This is a genomic window from Limosilactobacillus agrestimuris (assembly GCF_943193105.1).
GTDB classification, from domain to species: Bacteria; Bacillota; Bacilli; order Lactobacillales; family Lactobacillaceae; genus Limosilactobacillus; species Limosilactobacillus agrestimuris.
In genome coordinates this window covers 63,188-89,986 of the sequence record NZ_CALPCW010000006.1, presented here as the reverse complement: position 1 = coordinate 89,986, position 26,799 = coordinate 63,188, and the positions used below count along the sequence as shown (strand labels likewise).

Annotated in this window: 23 protein-coding genes and 1 tRNA gene; 16 read left to right on the top strand and 8 right to left on the bottom strand. The window is 38.1% G+C overall.

Going from position 1 to position 26,799, the window contains the following annotated elements; genetic code table 11:
- Nucleotides 1–6: 6 nt before the first annotated feature.
- A complete protein-coding gene (locus NFR46_RS05520) occupies nucleotides 7–1,371 on the bottom strand; it encodes a DHA2 family efflux MFS transporter permease subunit (RefSeq protein ID WP_251575428.1) in 1,365 nt (454 codons plus the stop codon).
- Nucleotides 1,372–1,519: 148 nt separating this feature from the next.
- On the opposite strand from NFR46_RS05520, the gene NFR46_RS05515 reads away from it, so the two are divergent.
- Genes NFR46_RS05515 through NFR46_RS05505 form a run of 3 tightly spaced genes read left to right on the top strand, consistent with a single transcriptional unit; the run spans nucleotide 1,520 to nucleotide 4,680 of the window.
- Entirely contained in the window at nucleotides 1,520–1,957 is a 438-nt protein-coding gene (locus tag NFR46_RS05515; protein ID WP_251575426.1) for a CopY/TcrY family copper transport repressor, read from the top strand.
- A 6-nt stretch (nucleotides 1,958–1,963) separates the two neighbouring features.
- Nucleotides 1,964–3,733, top strand: coding sequence for an ABC1 kinase family protein (locus tag NFR46_RS05510; RefSeq protein WP_251575421.1), 1,770 nt, complete (start codon nucleotides 1,964–1,966; stop codon nucleotides 3,731–3,733).
- Complete coding sequence (locus NFR46_RS05505) at nucleotides 3,730–4,680, top strand: YdcF family protein (RefSeq protein WP_251575418.1); 951 nt, start codon at nucleotides 3,730–3,732, stop codon at nucleotides 4,678–4,680. Before NFR46_RS05510 ends, NFR46_RS05505 begins: the two co-directional genes overlap by 4 nt.
- 128 nt (nucleotides 4,681–4,808) lie before the next feature.
- On the opposite strand, the gene NFR46_RS05500 is transcribed toward NFR46_RS05505, so the two are convergent.
- On the bottom strand, nucleotides 4,809–5,201 hold the full coding sequence (locus NFR46_RS05500) for a VOC family protein (protein ID WP_251575416.1): 393 nt from the start codon (nucleotides 5,199–5,201) through the stop codon (nucleotides 4,809–4,811).
- Nucleotides 5,202–5,309: 108 nt separating this feature from the next.
- Between NFR46_RS05500 and NFR46_RS05495 the strand changes: the two genes are divergently transcribed.
- The 3 genes from NFR46_RS05495 to NFR46_RS05485 are packed head-to-tail and all read left to right on the top strand — an operon-like array spanning nucleotide 5,310 to nucleotide 8,568.
- On the top strand, nucleotides 5,310–5,684 hold the full coding sequence (locus NFR46_RS05495; protein WP_251575415.1) for a fluoride efflux transporter FluC: 375 nt from the start codon (nucleotides 5,310–5,312) through the stop codon (nucleotides 5,682–5,684).
- Entirely contained in the window at nucleotides 5,685–6,023 is a 339-nt protein-coding gene (locus tag NFR46_RS05490; RefSeq protein ID WP_251575395.1) for a FluC/FEX family fluoride channel, read from the top strand.
- A gap of 19 nt (nucleotides 6,024–6,042) precedes the next feature.
- Complete coding sequence (locus NFR46_RS05485) at nucleotides 6,043–8,568, top strand: excinuclease ABC subunit UvrA (RefSeq protein WP_251575393.1); 2,526 nt, start codon at nucleotides 6,043–6,045, stop codon at nucleotides 8,566–8,568.
- A gap of 60 nt (nucleotides 8,569–8,628) precedes the next feature.
- On the opposite strand, the gene NFR46_RS05480 is transcribed toward NFR46_RS05485, so the two are convergent.
- Both NFR46_RS05480 and NFR46_RS05475 read right to left on the bottom strand, forming a co-directional pair.
- Nucleotides 8,629–9,321, bottom strand: a complete 693-nt coding sequence (locus NFR46_RS05480; protein ID WP_251575391.1) for a TVP38/TMEM64 family protein — start codon at nucleotides 9,319–9,321, stop codon at nucleotides 8,629–8,631.
- 16 nt (nucleotides 9,322–9,337) lie between these two features.
- Nucleotides 9,338–10,603 carry a DUF2075 domain-containing protein gene (locus NFR46_RS05475; protein ID WP_420908585.1) on the bottom strand — a complete coding sequence of 422 codons (1,266 nt, stop codon included), beginning with the start codon at nucleotides 10,601–10,603 and terminating at the stop codon, nucleotides 9,338–9,340.
- A 149-nt stretch (nucleotides 10,604–10,752) separates the two neighbouring features.
- Between NFR46_RS05475 and NFR46_RS05470 the strand changes: the two genes are divergently transcribed.
- The 3 genes from NFR46_RS05470 to NFR46_RS05460 all read left to right on the top strand — a co-directional run bounded on the left by NFR46_RS05470 (nucleotide 10,753) and on the right by NFR46_RS05460 (nucleotide 15,989).
- On the top strand, nucleotides 10,753–12,528 hold the full coding sequence (locus NFR46_RS05470) for a 1-deoxy-D-xylulose-5-phosphate synthase (RefSeq protein ID WP_251575389.1): 1,776 nt from the start codon (nucleotides 10,753–10,755) through the stop codon (nucleotides 12,526–12,528).
- 80 nt (nucleotides 12,529–12,608) lie between these two features.
- On the top strand, nucleotides 12,609–14,351 hold the full coding sequence (locus NFR46_RS05465) for an LPXTG cell wall anchor domain-containing protein (protein ID WP_251575387.1): 1,743 nt from the start codon (nucleotides 12,609–12,611) through the stop codon (nucleotides 14,349–14,351).
- A 258-nt stretch (nucleotides 14,352–14,609) separates the two neighbouring features.
- On the top strand, nucleotides 14,610–15,989 hold the full coding sequence (locus NFR46_RS05460) for an amino acid permease (protein WP_251575385.1): 1,380 nt from the start codon (nucleotides 14,610–14,612) through the stop codon (nucleotides 15,987–15,989).
- A 66-nt stretch (nucleotides 15,990–16,055) separates the two neighbouring features.
- Here the strand turns inward: NFR46_RS05460 and NFR46_RS05455 are convergent, their stop codons facing one another.
- On the bottom strand, nucleotides 16,056–16,892 hold the full coding sequence (locus NFR46_RS05455) for a DNA/RNA non-specific endonuclease (protein WP_251575383.1): 837 nt from the start codon (nucleotides 16,890–16,892) through the stop codon (nucleotides 16,056–16,058).
- Nucleotides 16,893–17,105: 213 nt separating this feature from the next.
- Between NFR46_RS05455 and NFR46_RS05450 the strand changes: the two genes are divergently transcribed.
- The 3 genes from NFR46_RS05450 to NFR46_RS05440 are packed head-to-tail and all read left to right on the top strand — an operon-like array spanning nucleotide 17,106 to nucleotide 20,473.
- Nucleotides 17,106–19,418, top strand: coding sequence for a phospholipase D family protein (locus tag NFR46_RS05450; RefSeq protein ID WP_420908584.1), 2,313 nt, complete (start codon nucleotides 17,106–17,108; stop codon nucleotides 19,416–19,418).
- A gap of 24 nt (nucleotides 19,419–19,442) precedes the next feature.
- A complete protein-coding gene (locus tag NFR46_RS05445; RefSeq protein ID WP_251575379.1) occupies nucleotides 19,443–20,291 on the top strand; it encodes an alpha/beta hydrolase in 849 nt (282 codons plus the stop codon).
- A 17-nt stretch (nucleotides 20,292–20,308) separates the two neighbouring features.
- Entirely contained in the window at nucleotides 20,309–20,473 is a 165-nt protein-coding gene (locus NFR46_RS05440) for a hypothetical protein (RefSeq protein WP_251575377.1), read from the top strand.
- Between the two features lie 261 nt (nucleotides 20,474–20,734).
- Here NFR46_RS05440 and NFR46_RS05435 read toward each other — a convergent pair whose 3' ends face one another.
- Nucleotides 20,735–22,156 carry a DHA2 family efflux MFS transporter permease subunit gene (locus tag NFR46_RS05435; protein WP_251575376.1) on the bottom strand — a complete coding sequence of 474 codons (1,422 nt, stop codon included), beginning with the start codon at nucleotides 22,154–22,156 and terminating at the stop codon, nucleotides 20,735–20,737.
- Between the two features lie 126 nt (nucleotides 22,157–22,282).
- Between NFR46_RS05435 and NFR46_RS05430 the strand changes: the two genes are divergently transcribed.
- Entirely contained in the window at nucleotides 22,283–22,762 is a 480-nt protein-coding gene (locus tag NFR46_RS05430; RefSeq protein WP_251575374.1) for a nucleoside 2-deoxyribosyltransferase, read from the top strand.
- A 100-nt stretch (nucleotides 22,763–22,862) separates the two neighbouring features.
- On the opposite strand, the gene NFR46_RS05425 is transcribed toward NFR46_RS05430, so the two are convergent.
- Nucleotides 22,863–23,675 (bottom strand): HAD-IIB family hydrolase, encoded by an 813-nt coding sequence (locus NFR46_RS05425; protein WP_251575372.1) that lies wholly within the window; start codon nucleotides 23,673–23,675, stop codon nucleotides 22,863–22,865.
- Between the two features lie 93 nt (nucleotides 23,676–23,768).
- On the opposite strand from NFR46_RS05425, the gene NFR46_RS05420 reads away from it, so the two are divergent.
- Nucleotides 23,769–23,840, top strand: a tRNA-Arg gene (locus tag NFR46_RS05420).
- Between the two features lie 409 nt (nucleotides 23,841–24,249).
- Here NFR46_RS05420 and NFR46_RS05415 read toward each other — a convergent pair.
- On the bottom strand, nucleotides 24,250–25,005 hold the full coding sequence (locus tag NFR46_RS05415; protein WP_251575371.1) for a hypothetical protein: 756 nt from the start codon (nucleotides 25,003–25,005) through the stop codon (nucleotides 24,250–24,252).
- A gap of 344 nt (nucleotides 25,006–25,349) precedes the next feature.
- On the opposite strand from NFR46_RS05415, the gene msrB reads away from it, so the two are divergent.
- Both msrB and NFR46_RS05405 read left to right on the top strand, forming a co-directional pair.
- A complete protein-coding gene (gene msrB, locus NFR46_RS05410) occupies nucleotides 25,350–25,787 on the top strand; it encodes a peptide-methionine (R)-S-oxide reductase MsrB (protein WP_251575370.1) in 438 nt (145 codons plus the stop codon).
- A gap of 44 nt (nucleotides 25,788–25,831) precedes the next feature.
- Nucleotides 25,832–26,779, top strand: coding sequence for a 3-hydroxyacyl-CoA dehydrogenase family protein (locus tag NFR46_RS05405; RefSeq protein WP_251575367.1), 948 nt, complete (start codon nucleotides 25,832–25,834; stop codon nucleotides 26,777–26,779).
- Nucleotides 26,780–26,799 lie beyond the last annotated feature (20 nt).

Below are 26,799 nucleotides of genomic sequence, written 5' to 3'. Positions count from 1 at the left end.
GACCGTTTATTTTATCTTATGATATAGTTTTCTACTTAAAACAAGTGATAGTAAAAGGAGGACTAAACAAAAGGCAAATCCGGATTGAATTCCTAAATGAGACGTTGAACTGTGGACAAGGTGGTTAACAATTCCAACAACTGAAACAATGAGGGCAGTTCCAAACGCAGCCGCAATTTGGCGAAGGGTATTGAAACAAGCTACCGCATCGGGAACAATTTCGTTTGGTAAAAGGGAGAGCGCCTGTGTTTGCAAGGGAATTAACATTGTAACTAGACCAAACTGACGAACGGTCTGAAAAACAGTAATGATTATTACCGAACTCCGGGCACCAATCAGCGCTTGGCCTGTTGTCCCAATAATATCAATCAAAAGCCCAGCACCGACAAGCCATTGAATTGGGTAGCGATCATAGAATCGCCCACTGGTCGTTGACAATAATCCAGTAAGGATTGCACCTGGAAGAATGGCAATCGCTGAAATCACCGTACTTTCACCAAGAACGATTTGTACTAGAAGAGGAATTAGGATCGCATTACCATACATCGTAGCCGTAATTAACATATTAATTACCGTTGCCAAGAGGAATTGACGATGTTCAAAAACACCAAGGTTAATTAGTGGATGATTACTCTTACGTTGGTTAATATAGAAAAGAATAATAAATGCCAAACCAACAGTTGCCATTCCCCCAACATTAAATGATAAGAGGGGAAAGCTCGAAACATTGGAGAGCCCCATCAATAGTGCCCATAAACCAATTGTAATTATTGTAAAACCCAAACTATTAAATTGGGGGAATTCGTTATGAGGAATGTATGGAAGCATCCACAGCGATAAGAGTAAGGTAATGACCGCAAATGGAATGATTAAAATAAACAAATACCGCCATGAGAGATAATCAAGCATAAAGCCTGACACTGCCGGCCCTAGAATAGGTGCACAGTTAAATGCCAGACCGATAATTCCCATTATCCGTCCCTTTTTACCGGGAAGTGCATAACGAATTGCTAGCACATTAACTAGTGGCATCATCATTCCCGCACCAATTGCCTGAATCATCCGGGCAATTACTAAGAGATTAAAGGAATTTGCTAATCCACCAATAATTGTTCCGCAAAGAAAGATTCCCGTAAAAAAGATAAATAACCATTTAAACGAAAACCTTTTGATAAGATAGGAACTAACTGGGATCATCAGTGCATTTACCAGCATATAGCCGTTCGTAACCCACTGAACATGGGCTTCGCTAATATGAAAGACCGCCATGAAGGTTGGTAACGCAATATTCATCAAGGTTGAGCAAAGGATCCCAAAAAAAGTTCCAAAAACCATTATAATTAGGGCACGCCTAATTCGCTGGTCAGTCAAGAACATCGACTCCTTTTTGTAAAATTTATGATAACTAAAGCAGTAGTTTAGCAGATCTTAATACAGGCTACAATGATTATTTGAATTAATTCTGAAATTGTTTGACGCCCTTGATTGACAGGTGTAGATTTTAAAACGAGGTGAGTTCATGGAAGAGAAAACAGATATTACACCAGCAGAGTGGCAGGTAATGCGAATTATTTGGACACTAGGGAAATCAACCAGTACTCAGGTAATCGCATTGCTCCAGCAAAAGGTTGATTGGAAACCGGCAACAATTAAGACCTTACTCCGGCGATTAGTTGAAAAGGGGGCTTTGGAAACAACTCGTCAAGGCCGTGTCTTTATCTATACACCATTGATCAAGGAACAAATTACCATGAACGAGGCTGCTGACCAGCTCTTTAGTAGTATTTGTGAAATGCATGTTGGTGCAACCTTAAAACATGTAATAGAAGATGTTAACCTTAGCCAAAATGATATTGACCAGCTTCAAACATTGTTAGCTAAGAAAAAGGAAACAGCTCCTGAAGTAGTTGAATGTAACTGTGTTCCCGGAATGGAAATGAATTGTAAAAGGGGTTAATTACTAATGGTTGAAGAAACAGTAGCGTCTCCTGGTAAACGTCTTCGCCGGATCATGAGGATCATGCGTGAGTACCATTTCCTCAGTAATTTCTATCATCAAAAGAATCCAGAGGAAGTGTGCCAAGCACTGGAAGAACTTGGTCCAACCTTTATTAAGATGGGACAAATTCTTTCTACACGTTCAGATCTAGTTAGCTCTGAATATATTAAGGCTTTTCGTAAGCTACAGGATGATGTACCAGCTGATGATTTTGCAAGTGTGAAAACAACATTTGAAACAGAAACCGGAAAGAGAATCAGTGAAGTATTTAAAAGTTTTGATGAGAAGGCATTTGCTTCAGCTTCAATTGGGCAGGTTCATCATGCAGAGTTAAAAGACGGAACGCCCGTAGTAGTTAAGATCCAGCACCCTGACGTCACAAAATTAGTAGATACCGATCTGGCCCTATTAAAGCGCGCTGTCGAATTATTAAAATACGTTCCAACAGGGATTACGGTTGTCGATCCAGTTAAGATCTTTAATGCATTAAGTAGCTCATTAAAAAGTGAAATTGATACAATACAGGAAGCAAAAAATGGTATTGAATTTTACCGACTTAATAATGGTCAGTCAATCATTCGGGTTCCTAAAGTATATTTTGAATATTGCGCACCCAAAATTTTAGTTAACGAATTCATGCCAGGGAAGAGTATCAAGCATTTAGCAAACGAGCCTCTGGATAAGGAAGATCCGAAACGGGCAAAAGCACAACAAGCAATTCGTCATGAAATCGCTCAAGCTTTAGTAAAGAACTTCCTTAAGCAGGTCTTTGTGGATCATTTCTTTCAAGCTGATCCGCATCCAGGAAATATTTCAATCCATAAGTTAACGAAATCTGAGTCTCAGGACGACCAGTTTGAAGTAAGTAAAAAGGTTGAAAAACAAGTTGGTAACACTAACTTTAGTTATCAAAAAGAGGTCGCACTTCCCCCATACCGGGTTATTTGGATTGACTTCGGAATGATGGGCCGAATTTCCCCATCAACTGCGGATGGGATCGCTAAAATTGTATTAGCAATCAATTCACAGGATATTCACGAAATTGGCCAATCAATTATTCCAATGTGCGAACAAGTCGGACCTCTTGATGAACAAAAATTTTATCGTGATCTTGGCCGTTTCTTACGTCCGTACTTAAATGCTGGCTTGGCAGACATTAACTTTACCAAGATGCTCTACCAAATTGTTCAACTATGCCAAAATAACAACTTACAAATTGATTCACAGGTAACGATGCTAGTTCGGGCTTTTGGTATTTTAGAAACGATCATCGCTAAATTAGATCCATCCCTTTCAATGCTTGAAGTTGCTCGTCCATTTGGTCAGCAATACTTAAAGCAACACTTTAATTTCCGGACTCAGTTAGATAATAGTCTGTGGAGTAGTTACCGTGCCGTCAAAGCGATTACTCAAATGCCTGGGAAGTTAAATACCTTTTTTGACGCTGTCAGTGGTGGGGATGCACGAATTAATTTCCATTATTCTGATCAGGATCAATTATTGAAATGGGTTAGTCGAATTGTTAACCGGATTATTGTTGCAATTATTTTGGCAGCAATAATTGTTGGTTCTTCTTTGTTGGTAGAGGGAAGCGCTGATCATCCCCACATTTATCGTCTTGGTGTTTTAGGTTACTCATTAGCAATTATTATCATAGTAGCAATGGCAATTAGTGAATTACTTCAACGGTACCGAAAACATCGTCGGCGGAAAAAGGAGTACGGTAAGAAATGATTATCTTTGCACTTGCATTGTTAATTATCCTTTTATGGTGGCCATTACCGAAAAAGAATGAATGGGCTCTCTGCTGGACTGGAATATTATTAATCTTAATTGGTGGTCAGATTTGTTATCCAGAGAAAATAACGGCAATTAGTTTAGGGACAGCCAGTCTCCTGACGTGGTTAGAACTAATTAGCATTGTTTTAATTCGGCGCTTTTCCAAAGAAAATCGGTTAGTGAGGGATAATTACAAGGCCTTTGCTTTAATCCTTCTTAATCTCATCTTTTGGCTTCCGCTATTGTTTGAACCTGCTGAACAATTCTCTTGGTTTGGACAACAGGTTATTTTTTGCGCGCGGGTAGTTAACGGTATTACTACATTGGGCTTATTGATTTTCTGGGGATCTACAATTCTCCTTCAAGTGTTTTCAAAGCCAGTTAATGCGGATTATTTAATAGTCCTTGGGGCTGGTTTACGTCACGGAAAGGTTCCTCCAATTTTAGCTGCACGTTTACAACAAGCAATTTCCTGTTGGCAATTAAATGATGAATCAACCATTATTGTTACTGGTGGTCTTTTACACGGAGCACAATTATCGGAAGCACAGGCAATGGCAGATTACTTAATAAGTCATGGTATTCCTAAGAATAAAATATTGTTAGAGGAACAAGCAAAAAATACGTGGGCTAACCTTCAAAATTGTCAAAAGTTGCTTCAAAGCCGGATTAAACCGAACCCAAAGGTAGTAGTGGTTACTAGTTCTTTTCATGTATTACGGACCAAAAGCTATTTATGGAGACTAGGCTTAAAATGGTCGCTAAGCCCTAGTAGGACACCATGGAAATTTCAATCATTAACTGTGATTCGGGACTATTTAGGGATCCTTCGTGACCATTACCGAAGTTGGCTCGGGTTATTGATTATTGTAATTATTATTGGTGAACTTTGGCGATACTAAAAAGAAGTAGTTTGTTTTTCAACACGAAATTAGTCACTGAGCTCTCCTAAAAGCACAAAAAAGCCTCCAGTATTCGGTTTCCCTGAACATTGAAGGCTTTTTGTGTATTATGTAATTCTCAACTTCTTCTATTTATTTGCGTAAACCGCAACTTCAATTAAATTCTTGTCCGGATCGTGAACATAGATGGAAGTCATTGCTCCCTCAGACCCATGTTTTTCTACCGGGCCTTCAACAACATCAACATAGTAACTATTAAAGTGATGCATAATGTCATCAACCTTATCACCAGCAACAAGGCAAAGATCGGCGGATCCAACAGTTGGACGTTGGGCTACCAGACTAGTTGGTCGATCAGCCTTTTGAAGACGGATTAATTGGTGACCACACCGTAAAGTAATTACACTATCATTACTTTGTTGATCGATTACTGGCATATCAAATACTTCATGGTAGAAGCGCATTGATTCTTCAAGGTTACTAACGGTCAAGACAATATGGTCGATTCTTCGCATTTTCATAATTAATTCCTCTTTTCTCGGCTATTATTATACGATGTTGGGATTTAAATTGGCAAACGGTAATCCAAAGCGTAAAATCAATTGGTGTGAATGGGGGAATGAACTTAAATGAAAATTAAAAATCTAATTGCTGTTGCTGGTTTTGCATTCTTTGGTGGGATCTTTCGCTATTTATTCAGCACCAATTTAAATGAATGGGGGATCCTGATTGCTAATCTAATCGGCTGCTTCTTATTGTCATTTCTGACCTACTATGTAATCGAACGGGATCTTTTAGCAGGGTGGTTGAACTTAGGTTTAGGAACAGGATTAATTGGTGCATTCACAACCTTTTCCTCCTTTACGACTAGCGTTATCAACTTAGTAAAGACTAACTTTTTAATTGGTAGTGGTTATTTCCTTGTTAGTCTTTTGGGCGGCTTTTTTGCAGCATTAATTGGTTACCTCCTAGCTAAATTACTAGTTGAAATGGAGGAAGAATAAATGATTTTAGTTGGTCTTGGAGCTTCTTGTGGGGCACTTTTACGCTACCTATTTACTTACCTTTGGAAGAAAGCACAAATTGATTGGCCATTGGCAACACTATTTATTAACCTTACTGGAGCGTTTTGCTTAGGATTATTAATTCATAATTTTCCAAGCGGTCAATTTACCATTCTCTTTTGGGAAACAGGCTTTCTAGGTGGGTATACTACTTTTTCGACATTAAATACTGAACTAATTACTATGTATAATGAACGCCAATGGAAAAGTTTGCTATTTTACGGCTGCCTAACTTATTTTGGTGGACTTTGTCTAGCATGGATCGCATTGCACCTTTAGCTAAGAAAGAAGGTATTTTTTGGATAAGAGTAAAGCAACGACAATTCCCGCAGAAATTGAGGTGCGGGGTGGTCGCGTCCATAATTTAAAAAATATTAATGTTAATATTCCATTGCACCAATTTGTGGCTATTTCCGGCTTATCAGGTTCTGGGAAAAGTTCACTTGCAATGGGAATTTTATACGAAGAAGGTTCACGCCGCTATCTAGAGGCACTGTCAACCTACACGCGACGGCGCATTAAACTTGGTGCTCAAGCACAGGTTAACAGTGTTAAACATATTCCCTCAGCACTTGCACTTCATCAACGTCCTTCAATTCCTTCAGAACGGGCAACGGTAGGAACAATGAGTGAGATTTTTAATGTTATTCGTTTGATTTTCTCCCGTCTCGGTTCTCCGGTTTGCCCAAATGGCCACCGGTTAAAACCAAGTCTAAAAATTGCTCAGGCAATGAGTAAATCTGGTGATGAGATGGGATTAGTAACTTGCCCAGAATGTGGAACAAAGTTTTATGCTTTTAGTGCTGAAGACTTTGCTTTTAATTCTGACGGTGCCTGTCAACGGTGTCAGGGAACCGGACGTGTTCGAGAATTAGATGAAGATAAGTTAATCGGTGATGAAAATCTGACGCTCGACCAAGGGGCAGTGGCATCTTGGCACCTTCCGGGACGGAACTTTATGCCACAAGTTGCCGAACAAGCTGGAGTCCGAATTAATGTTCCATATAAAGATCTTTCGGCAAAAGAGAAGGATTTTGTGCTAAATGGTCCTAGCAAAAAATATAAAATGGACTTTATTTCAGGTACTGGACGCGTTTTTCATGATTTTAACGCCTTGTATGAAAATGCCCATGCTGCGGTACTTGAATCTGCTAAAACAAGTAAGAGTGCTCGGGCACAACAACGGATTAATGAATTTTTCCATACATCTACTTGTCCCGTTTGCCATGGTACACGACTTCGCCCTGAATTACTAAGTCAACTAGCCGGGGGCAAAAATATTGCGGAAGTTTCGGACCTAACACTTGGCGATCTTAATCAGTGGAAACAGGATGTTTTAAGTGAACTCTCTGCAAATATGAATAAGATGGCCACTGCAATTTTCAAACAATTTGATGATAACCTTCGACCGTTACTGGAACTAGGATTAGATTATCTTTCTCTTTCGCGTAACGGGAATACTCTATCCACTGGAGAGTTGCAACGAATTCAATTAGCGCGAACGCTCCGAACGCAAACTACCGGTGTTTTGTATGTCCTTGATGAACCATCGATCGGACTGCATCCCGATAATATTAATGGCCTTCTGCATGTTTTTCATGAACTTGTTGACCAAGGAAATTCACTGGTCGTTGTCGATCATAATATTGATATTATTGACGCGGCAGACTGGGTAATTGAAATTGGTCCTGGTTCTGGAGCCGAAGGAGGAAATGTTATTGAACAAGGAACTCCAGCAGAGCTAAGGAAAAAGCCAAAATCATTAATTGGTCCATTCTTAAACGGTAGTGCAAAGATTAAAGTCCGTAAAACTACAACTACAAATGCATCATCTAAAACGAGCTTTACTGTCACTGATTACTTTAATTTAAAGAAAGTAACTGCAACAATTCCGACAAATCAAATCACTGCAGTTACCGGCTTCTCTGGTGCAGGAAAAACTAGCTTAATCCTTGATAGCCTTGTTCCAGCGTTAAAAGCTCAGGAGAATAAAGAGCCATTACCAAAGCAGGTTACAGAATTAACAACTCCAATCAAAAATGTGGTAAGTGTTGATGCCGTTCCGGTTGGTAAAAGTTCCCGGTCGACAGTCGCAACTTATACCAGTATTATGGATAATCTTCGTCGCCTTTTTGCTGCTCAACCCGAAGTTAAGGAGAAGCACTGGACCGCAAGTTACTTCTCTTACAATAATAAGCAGGGAGCTTGTCCTAATTGTGGTGGAACTGGAATAGTAACGTTGGATATTCAATATTTGCCCGATATGCAACAGGTTTGTCCTGTATGCAATGGTGACCGGTACAATAAGGAAATTCAACAAGTTAAGTGGCATAATCATTCAATTGTTGACCTATTAAATTTAGATGTTCGCCATGCAATTCCGGTTTTCAAAGATGTTTCTAAAATTCAACGCGAATTAAAACTTCTTGATGAAGTTGGCCTGGGGTACCTTCATCTTGATGAAAGCACACCAAGCCTTTCTGGAGGAGAAGCGCAACGCTTAAAGCTTGTTAAACACCTTAATCGTCAGCAAAAGACAACCCTGTTTGTCTTTGATGAACCCTCTGTCGGTCTTCATCCTCTAGATGTTCAAGTCCTCCTTCAAGTAATGCAACGGCTAATCGATCGTGGCGCAACAATTATCATTATTACCCATGACGTTAACCTAATGGTAAATGCGGATTACATGATTGATCTAGGACCGCGTGGTGGCCGAAACGGTGGTCAAATTGTTGCCCAAGGCCGCCCAGAAAAGCTGATTCAGCATCCGAATAGTCTGACAACCCAATACCTCGCAGAATTTGTCAATCGATTTCAAAAATAAATAGCCGAAAAAATAACATCTCCGTTAACTGCTTAGTTAACTTGAGATGTTATTTTACTTTTATTCAGCTTTTAATTGTTTCTTTCGATTTTCATCTACCTTTTTAATAATTAAGTAAATTCCAATCAAGATCACAATACAGATGGCAGCGCTAATGATTCGTTTAAGATTCCCTTTGAAAATTGCATCCCCACCAAAGGCATAAAGGAATGACGTCGGTGCCATTCCCACCAAGACCATCGCCATGTACTGACGCCGGTTAACATTCAATTGAGCTCCGGCATAATTAACAAGGATACTAGGGACGACTGGAATCATGAACCCAATTGTTAACCCAATTAGGGGGTGTTTTTGTTGCATTAGGGACTTAATCAGTTTATGCTGCTTAATTTTTTTGGAAAGTTTGATTTGCCTGATCAAGCTCATCACAACACAGTTACCAAGAACATTGCCCAGCCAATTGATGATAAAGCCAAAGACTGGTCCATAGCAAAGACCCGAAAGAATACAAATAAGTGAATTTGATAAGCCAGGAATGGCATTCAAAACGGCAATTAAAACAAGCAATAGTAATGAATTAGCAATTCCGTGTGCCCGAATCATATGAAGAAGTCTTTCCTTTTCATGAGGGACGGGATGAACCAAAAGGCCTATTTCAGGCCGATAGTTTTGATAGATAAAGATAATAATAATAATTGCCAAGAAGACTCCTAAAGCGATTAAAAGTTTCTTGTTGAGAGTTTTTTTCTTCATAATGCACTTCACTTTCTTAGTAGTTAAGGCCGGCTTTTTTAAAGAGCTGAACAAGGGAAGATCGCAAAAGTGGGTCATGAGCGTAGATATATGTTCCGTAAACGCCACGCTTAAACAGAACATTTAATGAGTTCATGATCATCCGTTCTTCAAGCGCCTTAATTTCTTTAGGATCTGTTAGGTCATCTCGTTTTTTAAATGCTTCGGAATCAGTGTACTTATCAAGGTTAATTTGCAACTTTTGAGTTCCAGGGATTTGGCTAATCGGTGGTCCAATAATTATCCCCGTATAATTTAAATCAAAGCCCTGACAGGTGTATATTGAACCAACCTCGTTAATTGTTTGTGGTAGTTCTGCCCAGGGAGTAACGGTATAGTTGTATTGATCCCAAGGCAAACTAAAACGGCCTTCTTTAATGTAATGCTTACCGCCATCTAAAGTTGAAGGGTAGCCGGAAGTAGAAAGGATTCGCGAAAGGCCGACCTCGTTATTCCGTTTAACAATTTCTTGCCGCATTTCCTCAGCATCATCATAAACCCGAAAATCATAATTTTGCCGACTATCAGTCGGAAAGGGAGTAAGTTTAAATTGATCAGTAAAATGGTTAAACCAGTCTATTAGGTTATCACTAGCGGTCATCCTAAACTGATGGTGAAGATAATAATCTCGGTGTGGATATTGATGAGTAATCTTTTCCAACCGTTTTGGGGTCCATAAGCTCTTCATTCTTAGCACTTGGTATTGATCAAAGACCAGAATAACCACTTTAGCTCGTTTAATAATTTCTACTAATTGATTGTCATGATAAAAATTATTGTAATGATCCGCTTTTGATAATAATAAATGAGCTTCGTCAATTACAGCAATATCAATCTTTTCTTGGCGCTTATCTAATTGGTTAATTAATGATGTTGGCCGTGTAAAATCTTTCTTATAGAGTTCTTTAATTGAACCAGCAATTTCACGGTAAACCTTTAGGATTTCGGGATGATTGACTAAAAAGTAGTTTTTAGTTTTAAAAAAAGGTGAGTGAGGATCTTGGCGAGCTGCTTTTTGAATCCTTTCAAAGAGGTTCGATAAGACAACGCTTTTTCCCGTCCCTGCATCGCCGTAGATCGTATAGATTGCTGGAAAATCTTCTTTTATATGTTTGGCAGCAAACTTAATTATAGAGTTAACCAGGCGTTCTTGCTCTGAAGTCAAGTCCTTAAATGGTGATAATTTTTCAGTAGCTTCATTAGTAAGCTGATTCAACGTTCTCATCCCTCTGTATATAATCATGTTTAATTTTAAATGAGGAAGCAACATTCGTCAATTTAGGGAGCGACGAATTTCTGCAGGAATCCTAAAACGTGTTAAAATAAAATAAATGTTTTAAATTATCTTTAAAAATAGTGTGAATAGATCATCGATCGGAAAGGGTGGCTCAGATGAATCGACATCCAGATTATCTTTTGAACCGGGTTAATAACCCAGCTGATATTAAATCAATGCCTCTTGAGCAATTAAAGCAACTTGCGACGGAAATGCGGCAACTAGTTCTTGAAAGAGATGCAGCAATTGGGGGACACGTGGGACCAAACCTCGGCATTATGGAAACTGCAATCGCATACCATTATGTTTTTGATTCTCCTCATGACAAAGTAGTGTGGGACGTATCGCACCAATGTTACCCACATAAAATGTTAACTGGCCGCAAGCTTGGCTTCCTCGATCCGGATCATTATGGGGATATTTCCGGTTATACTTCACCAGAGGAAAGTGTACATGACTTTTTTGAGATTGGTCATACTTCCACTTCCGTTTCGCTTGCCGTTGGTTTGGCTCAGGCTCGCGACTTAATGCATCCCGAATCAAATGATAATATTATTGCTGTGATTGGTGATGGTTCACTAAGTGGTGGCTTAGCGTTTGAAGGATTAAACAATGCCGCTAAACTTCACTCTAACCTCATTATTGTCGTTAATGATAATCAAATGGCAATCGATAAGGATCAGGGGGGCCTTTACAAGGGACTTAAAAAATTACGTGACTCTAATGGTAAGGCAGAAAACAATATTTTCAAGTTCATGGGGCTTGATTACAAGTACATTGCAGACGGAAATGACCTTCAAACAATGATTAATGCATTTAAGGACGTAAAGGATATTGATCATCCAATTGTTCTTCACGTAAATACCTTAAAGGGGAAAGGGTACCAGCCTGCAGTTGACGACAAAATGGACTGGCATTGGCAACCACCATTCGACATTAAGACCGGTAAGGTTAAGGAAACAACAAATGCTGAGAATTATAGCGATGCAATCTTAACTGAATTAGGAAAACAAATTGATAGTGGGGTACCAGTTGTTACCTTAAACGCCGCAATCCCTGGAGTCTTCAGCCTTAAACAATTCCAAGCCAAATACCCTGATCATTACTATGATGTAGGAATTGCTGAACAAGATTCAATAACTACGGCCGTAGCAATGGCAACTGCCGGTGCTCGTCCAGTTGTCTTTCAAAATAGCACGTTCCTCCAACGAGCATACGATCAATTAATTCATGATATGGCGCTTAATGATGCACCAGTAGTAATGATTGTTCGTGGTGGGACGATTGCTTCTGATTCTGCTACTCATCAAGGAACGTTTGATATCTCAATGATTTCCAACCTTCCAAATATTGAATACCTTGCCCCAACAAATGTTGAAGAGTTGATTTCAATGTTAAAGTGGGCACTTAAACAAACTGAGCAACCCGTTATTATTCGTGAACCAGAAAAGAAACTCCTTCATGGAAAAGCTAGTCAAGATGACTACAGTCTTATTCACTATGATGTTGTACGCGAGGGTAGTGAAGTTGCTATTATGGCTGTTGGAGATTTTTGGCAATTAGGGATTGACGTCTGTGAAGAACTCCAAAAGAAGCTAAATATTAATGCCACACTAATTAATCCAAAATCATTAACAGGAATCGACCAAAACTATTTACATCACCTTTCTGAAAATCATGATGTTGTTGTAACCCTTGAAGACGGCAACGTGAGTGGTGGATTTGGTGAAACGATTGCTCGCTACTATGGTCCAAAAGCTATGAAGGTTTTAAACTTTGGTGCTCCACGTGAGTTTGCGGACAATGTTCCTCTTGATGTACTTTACGAATGGTATCACTTAACTCCAGATCAAATTGTGGATGATATCGAAAAAGTTATTCACGCCCTTTAAAAATTAATTCAAACTTTTTTCGTGCAAAATTAAATTCCTTCCGTATTGGTATTATGTAAGCCAATTTGGGAGGAATTTTTATGTATAATAAGAAATCAATTATTAAGCAATGTGTAGGAATTACTTCAGCAACCGTTCTAATGACAATAGCTGTCACAACAGGAACAAGTCATGCTGCTAAAAGCGATCCAAGTAGCGTTACGAGTGGTCAACAATTTAATAACCAAGATGAAATTCGTCAGGTAACAAGAACAATCAAGATTGATGATCCATATAAGGGGATGCAAACTGTTAAGCAAACAGTAATCTTCAAGAAAGTTGCTAACCAATGGCAAGCACTAACACCAAACTTTTGGTCATCATTTTTTGTTCCTAACTATGATGACTTTGAGCCAAATATTGTTCAAGTACGGGCACAACCCGTAACAGCAGATGATCAAGGAAAAACAATTACCGTTACATACCACCAATATAAAATTCCTGAGCGACAACGATTAGTTGAATTCCGCCATACATTTTATGGCTATGATGATAATTTTAAATTTAATTCAGTAACATGGAATAGCAAGCTTGCAAAGGTCGGCCAATGGTATGATTTCCCACCTGCTCCAAAGGGATTCGAATATTGCCAGCCAGAAGTCCTACCAAAACGCCTTAAACTGTATCAAACCGATCAAGAACCATTTCGTTTACTAATTCGACCAATTCAAAAGATCAACGAACAAGTTGGTGATAGACACGAGGAACAGTTGGAAGACAAAGAGCAACCAAGTAAAAATATTGATAAGGATAAAACGTCTACTGACACCCAAACAAATTTGATTACCCATAATGATAACGAAACGCAAACAGAGAAAAATAAAGATCAAAATCAACAAACCGATTCTCCAGAAAGTAGTGATGATGGGGTACAAACGGAGAGAACTGGAAAGGATAGTGGTAATCAGACAATGGATCCGGAAACAAGTACCCATGATAGTCAAACTGAAGAAACAAAGACTAAGGAAGACAGTACTCAAACAGTAAGACCCGCAAATAAAGAAAAGGGCTCACAAACTGATTTAAATGGTGTAGATCAAACTACTCAGACTGAACTTGTTTCTCATAATGATGCTCAAACCCAGACTGAAGGAAGGAAAGATCAAGGGCAACAAACTGACTTCCCTGAAAGTAAGGACGGAGAAGTACAAACAGATCAGACCAGTAAGGATAACACTAGTCAAACAATTGAAACAGGAACAATTTCAGATGGTGCCCAAACTGAAAATACTACAATTGGTAATCATACTACCCAAACAATAATGCCTGTAACAAAAGAAGATTACTCGCAAACAGAATCAAATGATGTAGATCAAAGCACTCAAACCAGATTAAATCTTAATGATCACTCAACACAAACTGATATTTTAGGAGATATCGATTCGTTAACCCCAACTGATAAGGTAATTAACCATCAAGAACAGATAAAATCTACAAAAAATGAAAACGATGATTTACCAAAATCAGCAGATTCACAAATTGAGGAGCGCATTCAGGATAGTGAATCATCAAATATTACTCGTTTTAATCATGGAAGTTTAGGAATGAATGATACAAACATCCAACAACTTCTTGATCGAGATTCAACATCATTAAAAGAACTAAACAATAAGAAAAATGGCATTACTAAAAACATGGGAAGAAGAAAAGTGCTTCCTCAAACTGGTAATCAAACTGATAATAAGACAACGCTTATTGGAATCATAATTACTGGATTAGTAGGCTTTTTGACAATGTTATCTTGGAAACATCGAGAAAAAGCAAAAAAAGACTTGCATTTTTAATTTTCTAATAGTATTCTAATGACATTGAAAGAAATGAATTGGAGGAATTATTATGTTAAGTCAATATTCAATCATACAAAGTCTAACCTCCACCTCAACCACAACAACAACTACTGTGGTTGAGTACCTTTAATATTTAATTAATTCTGTAAGTTAACAGCTACTCAGAAGTTACTCAACCGACCATCAAACGTTTTGGACCTGGTTGAGAGGGCTTTTTGGGTAGCTTTTTTAGTTAAAGGAAATGAGGAGTTAGACATGAGCGAAAATAAAGCAAAATTAAATCGGACGATGACGCCTGGACAAATGGAAATGATTGCCATCGGTGGAACAATCGGTAGTGGTCTTTTCATGGGGGCAACATCCACCATTAAGTGGACTGGGCCTTCTGTCTTGTTAGCATATGCCTTTGTTGGGTTAGTCCTATACGGGGTTATGCGTGCTTTAGGTGAACTGATTTATATTAGTCCAGGAACTGGTTCGTTTGCTGATTATGGATCAAAATATATTCATCCAGTTGCCGGGTATTTAACAAAATGGAGTAACGTCTTCCAATTCATCATTGTGGGAATCTCAGATATCATTGCAATGAGTCAATACTTAAACTATTGGTGGCCTGAACTTCCTGATTGGATCTCCGGTTTAATAATGATTATCATTCTTACATTGGCAAATCTTGCTTCAGCGAAGGCCTATGGTCGTCTAGAATTCTGGTTTGCGATGATTAAAGTCGTTACGATTATTGCAATGATTATCCTTGGTTTACTGGTAATTGTCCTTGGACTTGGTAACCATTGGCAACCGGTTGGGATTTCTAACTTATGGTCTCACGGTGGCTTCTTTACGGGTGGCTTTATGGGATTCATGTTCTCACTGTCCGTGATTGCTGGTTCTTACCAAGGAATCGAATTACTAGGAATTACTGCCGGAGAAGCTGAATCTCCCCGTCACGCAATCGTAAAGTCTGTTAAGTCCGTTATTTGGCGGATCTTAATCTTCTACATTGGTGCTATTTTTGTAATTGTTTCCATTTATCCATGGGACGAACTAAAAGCTGTTGGTTCACCATTCGTTGAAACCTTTACGAAGGTCGGAATTACTGGGGCAGCCGGAATTATTAACTTTGTTGTTTTGACTGCGGCACTTTCAGGTGCTAATTCCGGAATCTATAGTGCTAGCCGAATGCTTTTCAAACTTTCTGTTGATGGTGAAGTGCCAAAATTCTTTAGTAGACTATCCAAGCACATCGTTCCTAACGTTGCAATTTTAACGATTTCGTTCTGGATTTTTCTCGGCTTTATCGTTAACGAATTAATGTCAATCTTTAGTTCAGCAGCCCAGAACATCTTCGTGATTGTTTATAGTTCTAGTGTTCTTCCCGGGATGGTTCCGTGGTTTATTATCCTCTTATCAGAACTTCACTTCCGTAAACAACACCCAGAACAATTAAAGGATCACCCATTCAAGATGCCACTCTATCCCGCATATAACTACTTTAGTTTAATTGCGCTAACGGTTATCTTACTCTTCATGTTCTTTAACCCAGATACACGAGTTTCAGTATCAGTTGGGGTTATCTTCCTGGTTATTATGACCATTATTTACCGGATTCGTGTTCATGCAGGAAAAGAAAAATAAAATACTCTAAAACTAAAGCAGCTTTGTAAATCCTTAATGGAAATTACAAAGCTGCTTTTATGCTAACTATTGATTAATCGCTGTAACAGCACCTGTAGCATAATTAATTGAGATATTATTTTGTACATTAGGAACAAAAACATTAAATTCTAACGAACCATCACTAGATTTTGCCTCAATATGAGCACCAGCAGGAACAATATTTTTACCATCATAAATATCTGTAACACGATAACGAACTTGTTTGTTTTGATCTAGGGCCTTTCTGACAAGACTCTCGTAATAATTTTGTCCGGTCGAGTTTTTACTCCGTGCTTCATTTGCCCAAGCTGTTTGAGTTGCAATATTGGCTGGATTAGCTTCAGAAGCATTAAAGCCACGAATTCCCCCAACAAGGGCGTATCCCAAAAGGTGTCCGCGATCATATGCATGACTATAGCCACCTTTAAGGTTATGTGCCTGAAGGAAACCAGCTGGACGCCAGTCAGTTGCACCGTTTCCGGTAGTTGCACGGTTCTTATATTGACGCGTTGTTTTGTTTAACCATGCATCTCCTTGCCATGCTCGCCCTTGCTTATCTAAGTGATTGACTGCATAGGGTGCACTAGCAATCCGAGCATTAAGGTCTGTCTGGTTATTATTAATAATGAACGCACCAGCATTATTCCAAGCAATATTTGAACCAAGTTGTTGTCGAACGCCAGGAGTTAAAATTGAACTGGCGTGCTTCTGGCTTGGTGGAAGTGCTTGCTGGTGATGATAGTTTGTCTTCTTTTGCTGGGCAAGTTGGCTTATTCGGTTTAAAGACGCATTTGTTAATTGGGGATTTTGAATAACACCAGTAACTACTAGTAGACCAACCAGAACAAAAGCAAGGTGGTAAAGTCGCTTTTTGAATTTCATAGGTTCACTCCATTCTTTACTATTCGCGTTCTATTTTACTCGTTTGAACATACGTTTGGAATAATTTATTAAAATTAATCGATGATTTTCAGGTCAAATGAGCAGAAAATGCTACCTTTAGTTAGTATGACTGTCCATTATCTTAGAATTACTTGCAAAAGGTGGTTAAATAGTCGAAAATAAAACTAATATATTTATCGATAGAAAAGGATTATGGTCATGACAGAAACTTCTGATATAAGAAAAATTCACATTGCTTTTGACGGTCAGGATACACCACCATTAAAAATCCACCAGTTATTTGATCCTAGGAAGTATGATCAATTAATTGGAGTTACCGGGAAAATTACAGCTGACTTTATTAATAAGTATCTTAGTAAGTTTATTAGCGTTAATGTTGCATTAAGTTCCGAATCAACTAGTAGACTAAGTGCTGATGAAATGGTCACTAAGGTTGCGCTAACCAATGCGCTTCTCAGCTCTGCAAATAAGGAAGCCGCAAAGATCTTTTCCACATTAACTAGTGACAACCAATCTAACGTTCTCAACGGCCTTTTTCAAATCTCAATTACGCCAACACAGGTGATTCATTCTAAATTTTATCTATTGAGTAACTCAACAACTCATGATACCCGGGTTATTCTTGGTAGTGTTGATTTAACTGATGCCTCTTTTGATGCTCATCGAAACCAATTTGAAGAAGTACTAGTTTTTGATAACAATATTCGTTTATACCAAAACCTTGCTGATCACTTTAAAAAAGATTTGAAGCCGGTATTACGTCCTTTCTTTACCGCTAACTTAGTAAAGGCTGCTCAAAAGCAAATTGAAGAAAGTAAAAAGGACCAGACCAACAATAAACAAGAGAGTACTGGCCCCGTTATTCTTGATAATGAAACAACAGACAAAATTGCTGAGACGGATATGGTTGATCTCATTAAGCATGATGTTCAACACGATATTGATCATGAACTGATTCCCGACATGATTACTAAGTCAATGCGTGATGTTACCATGGACCGTTCTCAAACTAAGGAAAAAATTGCTAAGCAAGTAAAACAGCACGATACAATTTATACTCTACAAAAAGAGGCCGTTTCACCACGAGCTGCTAAGCCTAAATTAAAGACTCGGGAAAAGATTACCAAGCAGGTTCAAGATGCCTTAATTAGTGGGATGTCACCGCAACAACGGGATGCTGAAAAAAAATATACGACATTCTTATACGATCGACCAATGGAACGGAACATTGCAAATAATAATAGTGGTCTCTATGTTCCAAACGATACTGGGACACACCCAATTCCGTTTGGGAAAATTGCAACGATTTCTGAGATTCGGGACGGATTAAAAAGTATTGATGCCGTAATGAAAGGATACCAGCAGTTTGTTGTAGACTATGATGCCAATTACGGAAAACGATTCTTTGAAGCAATTCTTTATAGCTTTACTGCGCCGTTTCTCTGGGAAATTCGGGCAAAATCTAGTTTAAACCCTGAAGATGGTAATGATGTTCCTAATTTTCTTGTGTTAGGAGCTACTGCTGGTTCTGGGAAATCAACTCTTCTCCGAATTATTAACCAGCTAACATGGAATACAGATCGGTCATTGATTGATTTTGGAACAATTTACCCATCACAAACACCACAAAAAAAGGCCAAGACAGTTGAAGCTATGGAACATTACATGAAGTTAGGTAGTTCATATCCAGTTTTAATGGATGAGATTGAACCCTACTTCTTCCAACAAGATCAATATAGTCGGCACTTAGTGGTTGATATTATGAATGAATTAGTTAACTATCCCCAACCAATTGCTCCACTAATCGGAACAACGAACTATGATTCTGGCTTTACAATGCTTCGGGAAACTGCCCGCCGCACCTACTATCTCCAGATTGATAAAGTAATTGATGAATCACAAAAGGGTGCTGCAAATCAGTACATCTATAATGTACGAAAGACCCTTAATAATACCTTGTTTAAAGACTTTGTAATGCGGATGGCTAACCTTCTTGAAGATGATGAGACACCATGGCGCGACTTCAATTCAACGACTGGTCGTCTTGATTTTCTCGCGATGACTCGGCAATTGTTTAAGAACTATTACGAAATGGCTAATATGCCATTACCAGACTACTTCTCCGAAACGATTTGCGATGACTTTAAGGAAAGTTCACGAAATCGGTGGGCTAAATTATACTTAACTCAACAAGATGATTTCCAATATCGGCAGGGGGATGAGAGTCTCTTATTTGATATTTCCAAGCTTAATACTTTCAATGGATTCACAGCTGATAGTATTGAAAAATACCGTAACGCTTTACCAATTGAACTTTGTGTTGATGGAATAAATGGTAAGCGGGGAAAGTTTGTTGAAATTAAAGCTCCTGAGTTCTTCAGGTGGATTGGTGAACATAATCCTTATGAAGAAAACAAAACAGACTCTACCGAAAATGGACAAGAAAACAATGTTATTGAAGAAAAGGCAAAGAAAAAGGGTTTCTGGGCTCGCTTATTTGGCTAAAAATTGAACCGAGATGATTAGTGAATGCGACGGTTATTAAAAAGTTCTGCCACTATTATCGATATTTTACTGATCTTGATACTAGTTATTCAGTTTGGAGTTCTATTACCACTACCTAATTCATCATTAAAGCCAGGCAATTACCGTTCAAATACTTATTACAGTAAAACGCCAACGGTAATGATTCCGGGATGGGGCGGTAACACAACTACTTACCATCAAATGACGAACTACTTTGAAAAGAATGACTACGCACAAAAGATAATGACTGTGTGGGTATCACCGACAGGAACAGTTAAAACAAGTGGAAACTACACCCATCAACAGAATGCCCTTATTCAGGTACTGTACAATTGGAACTATAACGCTACTTATCATCCCCAAGTACACCAACTCACTCATGTCCTCCAGGTTCTTCATGATCAATACCATATCAATAGAATGAACGTTATTGCTCATTCCTATGGGGGAACTGAATTTATTCATGCATATATGGGTTCAAAGCAATTACAGCGGCAAATTCAGCTTCGTAACATTGTTTTCCTTGGCGTTCCAGTTGAAGAAAGCTTTGGAGTCAAAGTAAAATTTGTTCCTAACCTAAATCGGAAGTCTAAGGATAGAAACTTCCACCAATTAGAACGGCAAATGAAAAGCTGGAACCCTAATTCAACTGTTAAGATTTTAAATATTATGGGTGGAACTGATGATGAAGTTCCTCGGATTCAATCTGAGATGCTTCAGACACTCGTTAAAGTTCACCCAGATATTCAGTACCGACAGGTCATTGTTCCTAAGACTAACCATTTTCAACTCCATGATCGAACGGTTATTCTGCAACGAGTTGCTAAAATGTTATGGGGAAAAGGTGAATAAAAAGGAGGAATAATATAATGCAAAAAGAACATGGCCAGGTTACCGGAATTATCTGGCGTGGTCCAGATGACCTTGCGCTTTATCAATTAGTTAAACAATATGCTGAAAAGCAGTCCCTGACAGTTTCTGCTGCTGCAAAAGAATTAGTTAGAATCGGTCTTAAGGAAGCAATGAGAAAATAAAAACAGGTCCTCGCTATAACTTTTCCAATGTTTACGAGAAGTTATAATGAGGCTCTGTTTTTACTTATTTTTAAGGTAAAATGCCAGGCAAATTAGCAACAAGAGAATGATGATTGCCAAGCGCGGATTTAATTTGAATAACTCATGCATTGCATGAACTTCGCCAATACCAACGGGCAAGGAAAACAAAAAGACCAACTCCTTATGAATATAGGTGTTGGTCTTATTATCATTGATTCAATAAAAAATTGCAATAAATTACTAGTTGATGTCCTTCGTATCCTTAGCACGGTCTTGAAGTCTGAAGGAAAGGATTAATGCAATAACAACTAGAACAATTGTAAAGTAAATTCCATAGTGGAATCCATTAGTGAAACGAACCGCACCATTTCCACTAATGTTCGCTCGACCAAGTTCTAAGAAACTAGTTGCAAACGCAGTTGCTAGTGCACCAACAATTTGTTGAAGGGTATTAAGAATTGTACTTCCATCAGCTGATTCTAAACCAGTTAATGAGTTTAATGCACTTGTTTGTGAAGGCGACATTGCTAACGGACAACCAATCATCAAGATTACGTGAGCTGCAATAATAAATGCGATTGATGAATGATCTGAAGCGCAAGCAAACATGATTGCACCGATTAAGGCAATGATGAAACCAATGATTGCGGGTTTCCGTGCCCCAATATTATCATAAAGTCGTCCTGCCAATGCTGATGTAATAGCATTAATGATTCCACCTGGAAGCATGATAATCCCGGTTAATGCAACAGTTACCATCAAGCCATTCTGTAAGTAGTTGGGCAATAGGTACATTGCAGATAAGATAATTCCAAAATCAAGCATCACAAGCAATGCTCCAGTAGTAAATGCTGATGTCTTGAACAATCTTAAATTCAGAATTGGTTCTTCAAGATGGAGTTGACGATGAACATAAAATCCTAAAACAACAACACCAATTACCAACGCAGAAAGGACTGGAACAGAGAGCCAACCGTCACGACTTGATAAACTAGCACCGATAACTAAACCAGAGAAACCAACTGCTGATTCAATAATGGAAAGCCAGTCAACATGTGGCTTTGTAATATTATTAACGTTATCCAATGAGGTAATTGCAAAGATTAATGCAATTGCTAGAAATGGAATAAAGAACCAGAAAATCCACCGCCAAGAAAGCTTAGCAAGGATCAATCCAGTAAGGGTTGGTCCAATTGCTGGGGCAAACATAATAACTAGTGCACAGATTCCTAATACTGCACCAAGTTTTTGAGGTGGGAAAATTTGCATTGTAACAGCAAACATCAATGGCAAGATTAAACCTGTCCCAATCCCCTGGATCATTCGCCCAGCGAGGACAATTGGGAAACTACCTGCGCAGGCTGAAATAATCGCACCGATAATAAAAACGCTTAAACCAAACATAACAATTTGCCGGGTAGTGAACCACTTAGAAATTAAACTAGATAATGGCAAAATGATCCCAATTACAAGCATGTACCCCGTAACTAACCACTGAATTGTTGCCATATTAACGTGTAGCGACAAGATTAACTTAGGAAGGGCGATGTTAAGTGAAGTTTCACTTAACATTCCAACAAAAGCCCCCAAAAGCATGGCAACCATTGCTAGTTTGGGGTGATTAATCTGCTTTCGTGCAGCATTCTTTTGAGTATTATTCATTATTTTCTCTTCACTCCTTTTATTCAACGATTGATTAGTCTACCAGATTTTAATTTTTTTCGTAAGCTTTTTTTCGAATTATATGGTAGAATCATTTTTAGCTGTTTAAATAGAGGAGGAAATTTCGTGGATCAAAAGACAAAGACAGTTTATTTTTGTGCTGGATGGTTTACGGATAAGCAGAATAAAGCTTACCAGAACGCAATGAATGCTATTAAAGAAAATCCTACTGTTGATGTAGAGAATTCTTACATTCCCTTAGATCACCAATACAAAGGCTTACGAGTAGATGAGCATCCTGAATTACTAGAAGATCGTGAATGGGCAACCGCTACCTATAATGGTGACCGTGTTGGGGTTTCTACAAGTGATCTATTATTAGCTATCTACATTCCGAACGAAGAGGACGTTGGAATGGGTGTTGAGCTTGGAATGGCTTCGGCACTTGGTAAGCACATCCTTGTTGTTATTCCTGATGAAGACTGGGGAAAGCCAATTAATCTTATGAGTTGGGGAATTGGCGACCAATTTATTAAAATGTCTGAATTAACAACCTTTGATTTTAATAAGCCAACATTTAATTTCTATGATGGGGCAGTTTACTAGTTCAATCTAATTAGTACGCTAACAAAAACTAGGATCCTTTGAATAATTCAGGGGATCCTAGTTTTTTGCGTTTTTAGTTTACATAATATTATTTCAGATGTTAACTTAAAAATTGTTTTTCAATTTCATAAAGTAAGCCATCATGATTATTATCCTTGCTAGTAATTCGATCCGCGACTTGTTTTAAATCAGTCGTCGCATTCTTCATTGCAAAACCAATCCCACTTTCTTGAATCATCTCAAGATCATTACTTGTATCACCAAACGCCACTACATCCTTAAGAGTCTTATTAGGAAAATGGTGAATTAGTTCTTTTAATCCCACAGCCTTATTTACACTATATGGTAAGATATCAATCCCATACGCACCACTATAGGTTGCCTGGAGTTGCATGGGAAATGTTTGGTTAATCTCTTTAATTACTTGATGAATTAATTTTAATTCAGGTTGACGCTTAAACCAGTTCAAGTTAACGTTATATACTGGTTCAGTAACCTGATCTAAGAATGCAAAGTATTGATGGTGAGGATAGAAAGGTACAGGAACATCTTTAAATTGATTGTCAATAAAGGTGTTGGATGCTCCAGAAAGTGAAAAAAGATCTGGTTGGTAATTCTTTCTAGATAAAAAAGTCATCAGTTTCTGTAGGGTAGAGTGTGAATGAACATGACTAATTACATCTTTACCATTAATCACAATTCGTCCACCATTTTCAGCAACAAAGGTATTTACTGGACAATCCTTAAAAATGGTTTGCACCGCATCGTAGCTATTACCGGTTGCTACAATTAAGAAGATTCTTATATTAAGTAGTGCTTGATAGTCTTGATTAAATCGTTGAATATCAAAATGATCATGATCGTCATATAGTGTCCCATCAATATCAATCGCAATAAACTTTTGTGGTATCATACTATTCTCCTTCGATTAAGTAGGATTTTATCTAATATTTTATAATCACTACTTACTATTTTACTAGAAAAGGATTAAAATAGTTTACGTAAGGCGCTCTTAGTGTAATGGATAGCACATGAGATTTCGGTCCTCATGATCCGAGTTCGACTCTCGGGGGGCGCATTTTTGATAAAACATGAAGAAACATAAAAAGCCCATAATTGCTGATTTAACAACGATTATGAGCTTTTTACGTATTATTAGAAATCACGAAAAACATAAGAAAATCCAATGCCTGCACACAAACTACACACATTCAAAAAGCATGTGCCGCTAAAGCAGGTCAATTCAACTCTCTTTAATCAAAAGAACGCCTTAAAAAGCATAAGAAATATCTCAAAAATTGATCTAATGATTAACCAAAGTTCAATTATTCCTGGAGCAAGATAGTAGATAAGGACTGCTCCAACAATAAGCGCTATGATAATGTACCCAATTCTCTTTTTGAGAGTGGCTTGTGGTTGATACAACTTAGCAGCTTTAGCTAACTCGGGAGAAATAGTTAAATGTTGTTCAACAATATCGGACTTATCTAGACTTGCTTGTTTATTATAGTCCTTACCATTGAGATGAAAATGAGCCCCGTAAATAATATTGAAAACTTCCATTCTGAATTCTTTTGTTCTCGTCCCAAAATAACATAGTCAGCCCAGCGCTTCCGCTTAAATGAGGAGTTAAAGTGTGATAGGACATTAACCTCGTTATCTGATCCGGATACCTGAACTTTAGCAATTATTAAATCAGGCGAAATCACTTTAGCGCTGATGATACTACCGTGATTAACCATTACATCATCGACTACACCAGCTATTGCTTTATTTTTGATTTCTGTTTTCATTGTTACCAAGAAGGTATGTCCCAATTGTTGTTTTAGGATATCTAGATAACCAGAATTATTAGTAAAGCAACGTCGAATTGCTTCACTGTAGTTAAATTGGGCTTTAGCATAAGTATTAATTAAACTTTGTCTTAATTCATCATCTAACTTATTTTCATCCATTAGCTTAACATTGTTATCTTTAAGTGTAGAATTAAATGAAGAAATAGTCACATTGGGTGTCAGTATCCAATTATCTAATCCATCAACTTTAACAATATCGTTAGTTTCACGAAGGATTAAAATTACTTTCTTTATTACAAAATAGAGAAGGATAATTCCGATAATAAGGAGAAGAAAACGAAGATCACCACCAGTATTACTGTTAGACGAACTGTCAGAATAGGAGCTGCCTGATGATGTACCGCTACCACCCGTAGAACCACCACTACCACCTCCAGTTGATCCCATTGAAGCAAATGCCAGAGAGGGTTAGTAGTTTTAACATAACTATTTTCCAATGTTTATGGAAACCGATAAGGATCACTTCTTTCACTTTTATTAATCGGCCTATAACAAATTCAGCCTATTATAGCATGCTATTTACACATTAGTTTAAATAAATTATTTTTAGATTTCTTAATTTCTATATTCATTTGATTAACGAAATAATTATGGCTCATATAGTATCAATTAATTTACCACCAAAACAACTAATTTTGTCTTTAATTAACACTGATTCAAAAGCATTTTTCTATATAATATAGTTACCTATAATATATAGAAGGAATTGTTAATCAAGGAGGGGAATTATAATGGATCAAGAAAAGAAACAAGCTGCTTTAGCAAAGCTTACACCAACACAGTATGCGGTAACTCAAGAAGCAGCGACTGAACGCCCTTTTACAGGTAAATATGATCGTTTCGATCAACCGGGAATTTATGTTGATGTGGTCAGTGGTGAGCCACTATTCTCATCTTTAGATAAGTACGATGCAGGGTGCGGTTGGCCATCATTTACTAAGCCAATTAAAAAACGAGCAATTAAAGAAAAACGTGACCAATCTTTTGGAATGGAGCGGACTGAGGTCAGGAGTAAAGATGGTGATTCACATCTTGGACACGTCTTTACTGATGGTCCAATGGAACGTGGAGGACTACGGTATTGTATTAATTCTGCAGCATTAAAGTTTATTCCTGCTGATCAATTAACAGCACAAGGGTATGGAGAATACCAATCACTTTTTCAATAAAATCGTTTATAATTAAATTAACGATAATATAAGGAGTGATCGGGATGAAACTAACTGAGATTAAAGAAGTTGCAAATATCGGTGCTGGAACAATGGGGCATGCAATTGCACTTCAATTTGCAATGAACGGTTATCAAGTCAACGTTTATGATCGAGAAGAAGAAGGGCTACAACGAGGTCAAAAGTTGATTCAACACGATCTTCAGACTTTTGTTAAAGCCGGGTTGATTGATGAAAATCCAGAGCAAGTTCTGTCTCGACTTACTTATACAACCGATCTTAAAGCTGCTTGTCAAAATGCAAACTTTGTAATTGAATCAATCGTTGAAAATGAGGAGATTAAAAAGTCTGTCTGGGCGGAGATTGAAAAGATTGTTAGTGAATCAGCTATCTTAGCAACTAATACCTCCGGCTTAAGCCCAACAGCTCTTCAAAGCGTTCTTCAATATCCCGAACGATTTGTTGTTGCTCACTTTTGGAACCCCGCTCAGTTAATGCCATTAGTTGAAGTTGTTCCTGGCGAGAAAACGAACCAAGAAACGGTTGATACTACAGTAGAACTAATGAACAAGATCGGGAAGCATGCTGTCCCGCTTAAAAAGGAAGCGCTTGGGTTTGTAGGAAACCGAATCCAATTGGCGGTTCTTCGTGAAGCATTCCATATCATTAATCAGGGAATCGCAAGTTCAGAAGCAGTCGACGATATTATTAAATACAGTTTAGGTCGTCGATGGAACTTAGTTGGACCTGTTGCAAGTGCTGATCTTGGTGGCTTGGACGTCTTTAAGAATATTAGTTCATACTTATACGCAGATTTAGCTAACCAAACAGGTACCGATCCGGCACTTGCCAAAAAAGTTTCTCAAAATGAATTAGGATTAAAAACCGGTAAGGGATTTTATGATTGGCAGGGAGATACTGGCAAAGAGATCGTTAAAAAACGTGATCAAAACCTTCTCGAACAACTTAAAACCGATCAAAATAACTCTTAATAATTAATTAGCTCTCAGGC